Origin of the sequence: Streptomyces racemochromogenes (assembly GCF_044129415.1) — a bacterium.
GTDB classification, from domain to species: Bacteria; Actinomycetota; Actinomycetes; order Streptomycetales; family Streptomycetaceae; genus Streptomyces; species Streptomyces racemochromogenes_A.
The window spans coordinates 40,362-50,219 of record NZ_JBBDHD010000048.1; the positions used below are offsets into that span (position 1 = coordinate 40,362).

At 71.9% G+C, this 9,858-nt stretch carries 10 protein-coding genes and 1 other RNA gene; 8 read left to right on the forward strand and 3 right to left on the reverse strand.

The window, feature by feature from the left end; genetic code table 11:
- Positions 1-64 precede the first annotated feature (64 nt).
- Positions 65-1,342, forward strand: a complete 1,278-nt coding sequence (locus WDV06_RS19420) for a serine/threonine-protein kinase (protein ID WP_395511032.1) — start codon at positions 65-67, stop codon at positions 1,340-1,342.
- A 60-nt stretch (positions 1,343-1,402) separates the two neighbouring features.
- On the opposite strand, the gene WDV06_RS19425 is transcribed toward WDV06_RS19420, so the two are convergent.
- On the reverse strand, positions 1,403-2,440 hold the full coding sequence (locus tag WDV06_RS19425; RefSeq protein WP_395511033.1) for an isopenicillin N synthase family dioxygenase: 1,038 nt from the start codon (positions 2,438-2,440) through the stop codon (positions 1,403-1,405).
- Positions 2,441-2,760: 320 nt separating this feature from the next.
- Between WDV06_RS19425 and prfB the strand changes: the two genes are divergently transcribed.
- Complete coding sequence (gene prfB, locus WDV06_RS19430) at positions 2,761-3,873, forward strand: peptide chain release factor 2 (RefSeq protein WP_395511034.1); 1,113 nt, start codon at positions 2,761-2,763, stop codon at positions 3,871-3,873.
- Positions 3,874-3,971: 98 nt separating this feature from the next.
- On the opposite strand, the gene WDV06_RS19435 is transcribed toward prfB, so the two are convergent.
- The gene (locus WDV06_RS19435; protein ID WP_344155544.1) at positions 3,972-4,160 is read right to left on the reverse strand and encodes a hypothetical protein; all 189 of its coding nucleotides are present in this window, start codon (positions 4,158-4,160) and stop codon (positions 3,972-3,974) included.
- Between the two features lie 228 nt (positions 4,161-4,388).
- Here WDV06_RS19435 and ftsE point away from each other — a divergent pair, with 228 nt between their 5' ends.
- The 6 genes from ftsE (at position 4,389) to WDV06_RS19465 (ending at position 8,938) form a co-directional block, all read left to right on the forward strand.
- Entirely contained in the window at positions 4,389-5,078 is a 690-nt protein-coding gene (ftsE, locus tag WDV06_RS19440; RefSeq protein WP_042810247.1) for a cell division ATP-binding protein FtsE, read from the forward strand.
- Between the two features lie 17 nt (positions 5,079-5,095).
- On the forward strand, positions 5,096-6,088 hold the full coding sequence (gene ftsX, locus WDV06_RS19445; RefSeq protein ID WP_395511035.1) for a permease-like cell division protein FtsX: 993 nt from the start codon (positions 5,096-5,098) through the stop codon (positions 6,086-6,088).
- Positions 6,089-6,155: 67 nt separating this feature from the next.
- Positions 6,156-7,337, forward strand: a complete 1,182-nt coding sequence (locus tag WDV06_RS19450) for a S41 family peptidase (protein WP_395511036.1) — start codon at positions 6,156-6,158, stop codon at positions 7,335-7,337.
- An 18-nt stretch (positions 7,338-7,355) separates the two neighbouring features.
- Complete coding sequence (gene smpB / locus WDV06_RS19455) at positions 7,356-7,841, forward strand: SsrA-binding protein SmpB (RefSeq protein ID WP_395511037.1); 486 nt, start codon at positions 7,356-7,358, stop codon at positions 7,839-7,841.
- 85 nt (positions 7,842-7,926) lie between these two features.
- Positions 7,927-8,315: a transfer-messenger RNA gene (gene ssrA / locus WDV06_RS19460) on the forward strand.
- 80 nt (positions 8,316-8,395) lie between these two features.
- Positions 8,396-8,938: a GNAT family N-acetyltransferase gene (locus tag WDV06_RS19465; RefSeq protein WP_045949120.1), complete on the forward strand. Its 543-nt coding sequence runs from the start codon at positions 8,396-8,398 to the stop codon at positions 8,936-8,938.
- A 63-nt stretch (positions 8,939-9,001) separates the two neighbouring features.
- Here WDV06_RS19465 and WDV06_RS19470 read toward each other — a convergent pair.
- Positions 9,002-9,858: SH3 domain-containing protein (locus tag WDV06_RS19470; RefSeq protein WP_395511038.1), on the reverse strand; the 857-nt coding region annotated here is incomplete at its 5' end.

Consider the following 9,858-nt stretch of genomic DNA (forward strand, 5'->3'; position numbering starts at 1 on the left):
AGCGCCGGGCCCCCCTTCGGCCGCGTAGCTTTGGGGCGTTACGCCAGCCGCTGAGGGAGCAGTCGTGGCACGGAAGATCGGCAGCCGGTACACAGCGCACCAGATCCTGGGGCGCGGCAGCGCGGGCACGGTGTGGCTGGGCGAGGGGCCGGACGGGCCCGTCGCCGTGAAGCTGCTGCGCGAGGACCTCGCCTCCGACCAGGAGCTGGTCGGACGCTTCGTCCAGGAGCGCAGCGCCCTGCTCGGCCTGGAGCACCCGCACATCGTCACCGTCCGCGACCTCGTGGTGGACGGCAGCGACCTCGCCCTCGTCATGGACCTCGTCCGCGGTACGGACCTGCGCACGCGCCTGGACCGGGAGCGGCGGCTGGCCCCCGAGGCGGCCGTGGCCATCGTCGCCGACGTCGCGGACGCGCTCGCCGCGGCGCACGCCGCGGGCGTCGTCCACCGGGACGTGAAGCCCGAGAACGTCCTGCTCGACATGCAGGGCCCCCTCGGCCCGGCCGGCGCGCACCCCGCGCTGCTGACCGACTTCGGCGTGGCCAAACTCATCGACCACCCCCGCCGGGCCCCCGCACCCGCCGGAGCCCGCCCGGCGGCGCCGGCGAAGCGGATCATCGGGACGCCCGACTACCTGGCCCCGGAGATAGTGGAGGGCCTGCCCCCGCGGGCGGCCGTCGACATATACGCCCTGGCCACCGTGCTGTACGAGCTGCTCGCCGGGTTCACCCCCTTCGGTGGGGGGCACCCGGGCGCGGTACTGCGCCGGCACGTCACGGAGACCGTGGTCCCGCTGCCGGGGATCCCCGAGGAGCTGTGGCAGCTGATCGTCCAGTGCCTGGCCAAGGCGCCCGCGTCCCGGCTGCGCGCCTCCGAGCTGTCGGTACGGCTGCGGGAGCTGCTGCCGCTGCTGGCCGGCCTGCCGCCGCTGGACGTGGACGAGCCGGACGACGCCGAGTCCTCGGAACAGGACGCCCCGGCCGCCGCCTCGGAGGAGTCGGCCGCCGCCGACCCGGTGCGCAGGCGGGGGGTGGTCCCGCTGGTCCCGGGCTCCGCGACGGACTCCAACCGGGACACGCACACCTCCATGCGGGTGCCCACGCCCGACGAGCTCGCGGGCGGGGCGCTGGGCACGGCCCGCGTGCCGCGCCCGGCCGGCGGCCACCGCCCGGGCACCGCCCGGCACCGGGCGGAGGCGGTGCGCAAGCGCAGGCTGGTCCTCTCGGCGTCGGCGGTGGCGCTGGCCGCGGCGGTGGGGGTGGGAAGCTGGCTCGCCGGCTCCGGCGACGACGCGACCCCGCCGCCCCGCGACACGAAGCACTCGTCGCCGTCCCGGCCGTAGGGGGTGTCGCGCGGCGGCGGTGGCGGCCGGGCCCGGGCCACCGCCGCCGGGGCGGAACGGTCAGATCAGGGACGGGTGCCAGCGCCGCGCCACCTCGGGGTGCGCCCGGACCCACCCCTTCAGCTCGTTGCGGCCGTACTCCGCGTGCAGCGGGTTCGACGCGTCGTGCGCGACCCCCGGCGCGGACCGCAGGTACTCTCCGGGCACGGTGTCGATCACCGCGTCCAGCCGCGGGTTGTAGAAGAACGGCACCGAGAACCGCTCCACCGCCCCCGGCGGGCTGACCACCCGGTGGTCGGTGGCCACCAGGTAGCCCTCCGTGGCGATCTCCAGCAGCTCGCCCAGGTTCACCACGAACGCCCCCGGCAGCGGCGGGATGTCCACGAAGCCGCCGTCCCGCACGACCTGGAGCCCGCCCACCCCGTCCTGGAGCAGCAGCGTCAGGAACCCGTAGTCCTTGTGCGCGCCCACCCCCTGGTCCGCGCCGGACGGAGCCGACCCGGGGTAGCGGATCAGCTTCGTGTGCAGGTGCGGCCGGTCCGCGAAGGCCGCGTCGAAGAAGTCCGCGGGCGCCCCGATCGAGGTCAGCAGCTCCCGCAGCAGCCGGTGCGCCACCGCCGCCAGCCGCTCCTGCCAGCCCAGCACCGCCTCCCGCAGCTCCGGCAGCGACGCCGGCCACTGGTTCGGGCCCTCCAGCCACAGGTACGCGGGGGCCTCCGGCCCCACCTCGGGCGCCGGCCGCTCCGCCCCCACGTCCAGCTGGTCCCGCCAGTCCGAGGCCCCGCCGGTCAGCTCGTGCCCGATGCGGGTGTAGCCCCGGAAGTGCGGGGAGTTCAGGTTGCTCACCGCCAGCCGGTCGGCCTCCGGGAGCGCGAAGAAGGCCCGGGTCAGCTCCAGGATGCGGGCGGTCTCGGCCTCCGTTATCCCGTGCCCCGTCAGGTACAGGAAGCCGGTGTCGCGGGCGGCGGCGTGCAGCTGCTTGAGGAAGTCGTCCCGCTCCGCGGGGTCGTCGGCCCGGGAGAGGTCGATCACTGCGAGGGACGCGGAGGAGGCGGAGGAGGCGGAGGAAGGGGAGGAGGAGGGGTGCGCGGACGGCATGACGGCTCCGTTTCGGATGTCACGGGGTCCTGTGCCCCAGAGATGGCGGGGCGGCGGGCAGCGTGGAGAGGACCGGCCGGCAGGGATGGCGCCGGGCGGGCGTGACCGCGTACAGGACCGAAGTCGGATCGGGGTTGATCAGGCTTGTGCGAGGTCCGGCGGCAGACAGCTCGTGGTGGTGACACGCATGTGGTCCACATGGCGGCGCTTCACGAGTAGAACGGTCATACGGTGAGCGTACGCCCGTACCGACCCTCCTCCGAACCCGTTGACCCGGCCTGGCCGGAGATGGCCGCCCGCGGACCGGCTACGCTGGACCCGTGGCAGTCGTCGATGTTTCCGAAGAGCTGAAGTCCCTCTCCTCGACCATGGGGTCGATCGAGGCCGTCCTGGACCTCGACAAGCTGAGGGCAGAAATCGCCGTGCTTGAGGAGCAGGCCGCCGCGCCGTCCCTGTGGGACGACCCGGACGCCGCCCAGAAGATCACGAGCAAGCTTTCGCACCTCCAGGCCGAGGTCCGCAAGACCGAGACGCTGCGCGGCCGCATCGACGACCTCGCGGTGCTCTTCGAGCTCGCGCAGGAGATGGAGGACGCGGACACCCTGGCCGAGGCCGAGGCCGAGCTCGCGTCCGTCCGCAAGGCGCTGGACGAGATGGAGGTCCGGACCCTGCTCTCCGGCGAGTACGCCGAGCGCGAGGCCCTGGTCAACATCCGCGCCGAGGCCGGCGGCGTCGACGCCTCCGACTTCGCCGAGCGCCTCCAGCGCATGTACCTGCGCTGGGCCGAGCGCCACGGCTACCCGACGGAGATCTACGAGACCTCGTACGCGGAAGAGGCCGGCATCAAGTCGACCACCTTCGTGGTCAAGGCCCCGTACGCGTACGGCACCCTCTCCGTCGAGCAGGGCACCCACCGTCTCGTGCGCATCTCGCCCTTCGACAACCAGGGCCGCCGCCAGACCTCCTTCGCGGGCGTCGAGGTGCTGCCGGTCGTCGAGACCAGCGACCACGTCGAGATCGACGAGTCCGAGCTACGCGTGGACGTCTACCGCGCCTCCGGTCCCGGCGGCCAGGGCGTCAACACGACCGACTCGGCGGTGCGCATCACCCACCTCCCGACCGGCATCGTGGTCTCCTGCCAGAACGAGCGCTCCCAGATCCAGAACAAGGCCAGCGCGATGAACGTGCTCCAGGCCAAGCTGCTGGAGCGGCGCCGCCAGGAGGAGCAGGCCAAGATGGACGCCCTCAAGGACGGCGGCAGCTCCTGGGGCAACCAGATGCGCTCCTACGTCCTGCACCCGTACCAGATGGTCAAGGACCTGCGGACGGAGTTCGAGGTCGGCAACCCCCAGGCGGTCCTCGACGGCGAGATCGACGGCTTCCTGGAGGCCGGCATCCGCTGGCGCAAGCAGCAGGAGCAGCAGAGCGCCTGAGCGCGCACGCGGCGCCGCCGCACACAGTGAGGAAGGGCCCGGACACCGTGGGTGTCCGGGCCCTTCTCTCTTCGCCTCTGATCGGGACGCGGCGCGGCCTACGCGGTCCGGGCCACCAGTGCCAGTGCGGCCACCAGCACCACCATGAGCGCGATGAGCGCCATCGGGTTCAGCCCCGCGAAGGGGCCCTCCTGCTGGAGGCGCTCCCGGTTCGCCCGGCACACCGGGCAGCGGCCCTGGCTGACAGGTGCGGCGCAGTTCGCGCACACGAGCCGGTCATATGTCATGCGCTCCTCCTCTCGTCCCCTCATGACGCTTAACGGCGGGGGGAGCGAGTCCGTTCCCCCTCCCACTGTGCCAGCTCCTTCGGCATTCGGCGCGGCCCGTCCGGACAAGAGCGGTCCGGCTCCCCCAGGAGCTGGGGATAAATCGGGCAAGTCCGGATGCCGGGTCCCCACCTCGCGCCCGTTCGCGTATGGTCACGCACACCTACTCCCGGCGACCGTGGTGCACCCGTGATCCGATTCGACAACGTCTCCAAGTCCTACCCGAAGCAAACCCGGCCCGCACTCAGAGATGTCTCCCTCGACATCGCCAAGGGCGAGTTCGTCTTCCTGGTCGGCTCCTCCGGCTCCGGCAAGTCCACCTTCCTGCGGCTGGTCCTGCGCGAGGAACGGGCGAGCCACGGGCAGGTGCACGTCCTGGGCAAGGACCTCGCCAAGCTCTCCAACTGGAAGGTCCCGCACATGCGGCGCCAGCTGGGGACCGTCTTCCAGGACTTCCGGCTCCTGCCCAACAAGACGGTGGCCGAGAACGTCGCCTTCGCCCAGGAGGTCATCGGCAAACCCCGCGGCGAGATCCGCAAGGCCGTCCCGCAGGTGCTGGAGCTGGTCGGCCTCGGCGGCAAGGAGGGCCGGATGCCGGGTGAACTGTCCGGCGGCGAGCAGCAGCGCGTGGCCATCGCCCGCGCCTTCGTCAACCGCCCCGCCCTGCTGATCGCCGACGAGCCGACCGGCAACCTGGACCCGCAGACCTCCGTCGGGATCATGAAGCTGCTGGACCGGATCAACCGCACCGGCACCACCGTCATCATGGCCACGCACGACCAGCAGATCGTGGACCAGATGCGCAAGCGCGTCATCGAACTCGAACAGGGCCGACTCGTACGCGACCAGTCGCGCGGCGTCTACGGCTACCAGCACTGAAAGGTCTCTGAGACGCCATGCGCGCCCAGTTCGTCATGTCGGAGATCGGCGTAGGCCTCCGCCGCAATCTCACCATGACCTTCGCGGTCATCATCTCCGTGGCCCTGTCGCTGGCCCTCTTCGGGGGCTCCCTGCTCATGCGGGACCAGGTCAGCGCCATGAAGGGGTACTGGTACGACAAGGTCAACGTCACCGTCTACCTCTGCACCAAGAACGACGCCCTCGACGCCGCCGCGGGCACCGCCCCGGCCCCGGCCGCGGCCGGGGCGCCGGGCACCGCCGCCGCACCCGCCGCCGGGAACGGCAAGCCCTGCTCGAAGGGGGCCGTCACCCCCGAGCAGAAGCAGGGCATCGAGCGCGAGCTCAAGAAGATGGACCTCGTCCAGACGGTCATGTACGAGTCCTCGGACGAGGCCTACAAGCACTACAAGGAGCGCTTCGGGCACACCGCCCTCGCCTCGGTCGTCACCCCCGACCAGATGCCCGACTCGTTCCGGGTCAAGCTGAAGAACCCCGAGAAGTACGAGGTCATCACCTCCGCCTTCGCCGGCCGCGACGGGGTCCAGTCGGTGGCCGACCAGTCCACCGAGCTCGACAACCTCTTCGCCCTGCTGGGCACCCTCAACGTGGCCGCCCTCGGCATCATGCTGATCATGCTGATCGTGGCGCTGCTGCTGATCGTCAACACCGTGCGCGTCTCGGCGTTCAGCCGTCGGCGGGAGACCGGCATCATGCGGCTGGTCGGCGCCTCCGGGTTCTACATCCAGGTGCCGTTCATCATGGAGGCGGCCGTGGCCGGCCTCATCGGCGCCCTCTTCGCCTGCGGAATGCTGGGCGCGGTCCAGTACTTCGTGATCGACCACGGCATCGGCCTCCGCGGCAAGCTCCAGCTGATCAACTTCATCGGCTGGGACGCGGTCTTCACGAAGCTCCCCCTGGTCCTGGTCATCGGCCTGCTGATGCCCTCCCTGGCAGCGTTCGTGGCGTTGCGCAAGTACCTCAAAGTGTGACGAGCGCCCCCTGCCGTCGACGGTCAACCCCGGTGGGGGCAGGGGGGCTTGGCCTAGACTCGGGCGTATGCCGGGTCTGCCCGCTCTCTGTCTCCGGCCCCGTGACCTGCGTCGCGGGGCCTTCTTGACGCTGCTGTTCGCCGTGTCCGTGGGCACCGCGGCGGCCACCGGGTGCTGGGGGTCCGCCGAGGTGGACGACGTCCCCGCCGCCTCCGCCGGCGCCGCCGGGCCGGGGGCCGTCCCGTCCGCCGGGACCGCCGACCGGGAGGCCGTCGCCCGGGCCGCCGCCGAGGCCGTCGCCGAGGGGAAGTCCGGGAAGAAGGCCGCCCAGGAGGTGGTCAGCCGCAGCGGCGACCGCTGGGGCGCCGTCTACGACCAGGGCGAGTACGCCGCCTTCGCCGAGGACCTCGACGGCCGCTGGACCGGCGTCGGGGTCTGGGCCGGGCGGCGCGCCGACGGGCGCATCGAGGTCGAGCGGGTCCAGCCCGACAGCCCCGCCGCCCGGGCCGGGCTGCGGGCCGGCGACCGGCTGCTGAGCGTCGACGGGCACCAGGTCAGCGGCCTGCCCGTCGCCGACGTGGTGGCCCTGCTGCGCGGTGAGGCCGGCACCCCGGTGGTCCTCGGCATCGGCCGGGACGGCGCCGCCCTCACCGAGACCGTCCGCCGGGAACAGCTGCGCGCCGACCCGGTGACCGTACGCCGCCTCGCGGGCGGCATCACCGTGATCAAGGTGGCCTCCTTCACCCGGGGTTCGGGCGAGCGGGTCAAGGAGGCCGTGCGGCAGGCCCCGCCCGGTGCCGGGGTGATGCTGGACCTGCGCGGCAACCCGGGCGGGCTGGTCACCGAGGCGGTCGCGGCGGCCTCCGCCTTCCTGGACGGCGGGCTCGTGGCGACGTACGACGTACGCGGCTCGGAGCGCGCCCTGTACGCACCCCCCGGCGGGGACACCGCCCGCCCGCTGGTGGCCCTCGTGGACGGCGGCACGATGAGCGCCGCCGAACTGGTCACCGGCGCCCTCCAGGACCGCGGCCGTGCCGTGACCGTCGGCACCCGCACCTTCGGCAAGGGATCCGTGCAGATGCCGACCCCGCTGCCGGGCGGCGCGGTGGCGGAGCTGACGGTGGGCACGTACCGCACCCCGGCGGGCCGCAGCCTCGACGGCGGCGGCATCACCCCGGACCTGGCCGCCGGCGACGGGGCCGAGGAGCGGGCGCGCACGGTATTGGGTGGCCTCGGGGCGGGGTCGTAGTGCGAAAATGACCGCACTATGGCTAAGGAAAAAGGGCGCAAGCTGATCGCCCAGAACAAGAAGGCGCGGCACGACTACGCGATCATCGACACCTACGAGTGCGGCATCGTGCTCACGGGCACCGAGGTCAAGTCCCTGCGCCAGGGCCGGGCCTCGCTGGTGGACGGCTTCGTGTCGGTGGAGAGCCGCGAGGTGTGGATGTACAACGTCCACGTGCCGGAGTACAGCCAGGGCACCTGGACCAACCACAGCGCCCGGCGCAAGCGCAAGCTCCTCATGCACCGCGAGGAGATCGACAAGCTGGAGCGCAAGGCGGACGAGTCGGGCCACACGATCGTGCCCCTGGCCCTGTACTTCAAGGACGGCCGCGCGAAGGTCGAGATCGCGCTGGCGAAGGGCAAGAAGGAGTACGACAAGCGCCAGACCCTGCGCGAGAAGCAGGACACGCGCGAGACGCAGCGGACGATCTCGGCGATCCGCCGCAAGCAGCGGGGCACGCTGTAATCTCCTGGCACCCGGTGGTCCACTTCGCGTACCATGGGTGTCAGCACCGCCCCTCCGGGGGTGGCGCAGCTTGTAAACAAAACATGGGGATGATCGGTTTCGACAGCGGATGTCGATGCAGGGGAAGCGAGCCGAGGAAGCGGCAATGATCTCGCTAACCACATGTCGCAAAAAATAATCGCCAACTCCAAGAGCGATAACTCCCGCTTCACCCTCGCTGCCTAATAACAGTGAGCTGAAGCCTCTGTGAGGAGCGTCAGCCCGGAAGTGGTCCCGGTCCGGATCCTGGCGTCAACAAGGGATCTAAACCTCTAGCCCCGGTCACGGGGGCTGGAGGGAAACCAAACAGTGACTGAGCCCGTCGGAGACTTGTCCGTGTGATCTCCGGGGCCGAGAAAAGCGCAGCGGACTGCGCTCGGAGAAGCCCTGCTTCTGCACCGTTGGACGCGGGTTCGATTCCCGCCATCTCCACTCATCCCATGTGGGCGAAGGCCCCGCAGTCGACCGGCTGCGGGGCCTTCGTCATGCCAACGGTGATCGTTTAGGGTGGCGCGATGTTCGAAGGAAACCTGGTGAGACTGCGCGCGCTGCGCGCCGAAGACGCCGAACACCACCTGCGGTGGCGCAACGACCCGGAGGTGGTGCGCCTGGCAGCGGCCGGTGATCCCCTGTTCGGGCCGGTCACGGCGGAGGCGGTCCGGATCGCGTTCGAGGGGAAGCTGCGGCTGGTGCCCAGGGAGGCGGCCGTCTTCACGGTCGAGGACCTGGCGAGCGGGGCGGTCATCGGGATGGCCGACTACCGCGACCTCGACCCCTACGCCGGAGTGGCCACCCTGGGCATCACCATCGGCGAACGGGAGTTCTGGGGCCGCGGCCACGGCAGCGAAGCGGTACGGCTGATGGTGGACCACCTGTTCGGCGCGTACGGGCTGCACCGGCTGGAGCTGGACACCTGGAGCGGCAACGAGCGTGCCGTACGGGCCTTCTCCAAGCTCGGCTTCCGTGAGGAGGGGCGTCTGCGGGCGGCCGTGCTGGTGGCGGGGAAGCGCTATGACCGGGTGCTGTTCGGGATGCTGCGCGAGGAATGGGCGCACTGACGGGGGAAGGCCCCGCGGCCGGTGGGCCGCGGGGCCTTCGTCATTAAGCAGACCGTGCTGCGGTTACGAGCAGTACGGGACCTTGTTGAGGTTCAGGGCGTAGCGGGCGGAGATCCAGCCGCGGCCGTCGGCCAGCTTGTACCAGATCGCGTTGTCGTCGACCTGTTCGCCGTTGACCTTGCACTGGAGGGCGACGACCGTGTCGGCCGCGATCCGGCCGGTCTTGGTGTAGCCGGTGCCGGGGCCGGAGCGGATCCCGAGGCCCTGGTTCGTGTCCACGATGCGGGCCTTCGGGCCGCCCTTGTCGCCCTTGTCCCCCTTTCCGTGATCGCCCTTGCCGTGGCCCTTGTCGTGGCCCTTGCCGTGGTCGTCCTTGCCGCCGTGGTGGCTGCCGCACTTGCAGTCGCCGGGCTTGCCCTTGTCGCCCTTGTCTCCCTTGGGCCCGCGGTCGCCCTTGGGGCCCTGCTCGCCCGGGTAGCCCTTCGGGCCGCGCGGTCCTTCGGGGCCCTGCGGACCGGCGGGGCCGCGGTCGCCCTTGTCGCCCTTCGGCCCCTGCGGGCCTCCGGACGGGCCGGTGTCGCCCTTCGGGCCCTGGTCGCCCTTCGGGCCGCGCGGTCCTTCGGGGCCCCGGGGGCCGGCCGGGCCGCGGTCGCCCTTGGGTCCCTGCGGGCCCGTCTCGCCGGTGCGGCCCTTGGGTCCGCGTTCGCCGGTGTCGCCGCGGTCGCCCTTCGGGCCGCGTTCGCCGGTGTCGCCCTTGTCGCCCTTGTCTCCCTTGGGGCCCTGCGGGCCGCCCGCCGGGCCCGTGTCGCCCTTGGGGCCCTGCGGGCCGGTGTCGCCGCGGTCGCCCTTGGGTCCGCGTTCGCCGGTGTCGCCGCGGTCGCCCTTCGGGCCGCGTTCGCCGGTGTCGCCCTTGTCGCCCT

What these genes read in the sequence shown, in the direction of transcription:
- WDV06_RS19425 (WP_395511033.1), bottom strand. Translation starts at nt 2,440, where the DNA reads ATGCCGTCCGCGCACCCCTCCTCCTCCCCTTCCTCCGCCTCCTCCGCC.
- WDV06_RS19435 (WP_344155544.1), bottom strand. Translation starts at nt 4,160, where the DNA reads ATGACATATGACCGGCTCGTGTGCGCGAACTGCGCCGCACCTGTCAGC.
- ftsX (WP_395511035.1), top strand. Translation starts at nt 5,096, where the DNA reads ATGCGCGCCCAGTTCGTCATGTCGGAGATCGGCGTAGGCCTCCGCCGC.
- WDV06_RS19450 (WP_395511036.1), top strand. Translation starts at nt 6,156, where the DNA reads ATGCCGGGTCTGCCCGCTCTCTGTCTCCGGCCCCGTGACCTGCGTCGC.
- smpB (WP_395511037.1), top strand. Translation starts at nt 7,356, where the DNA reads ATGGCTAAGGAAAAAGGGCGCAAGCTGATCGCCCAGAACAAGAAGGCG.
- WDV06_RS19465 (WP_045949120.1), top strand. Translation starts at nt 8,396, where the DNA reads ATGTTCGAAGGAAACCTGGTGAGACTGCGCGCGCTGCGCGCCGAAGAC.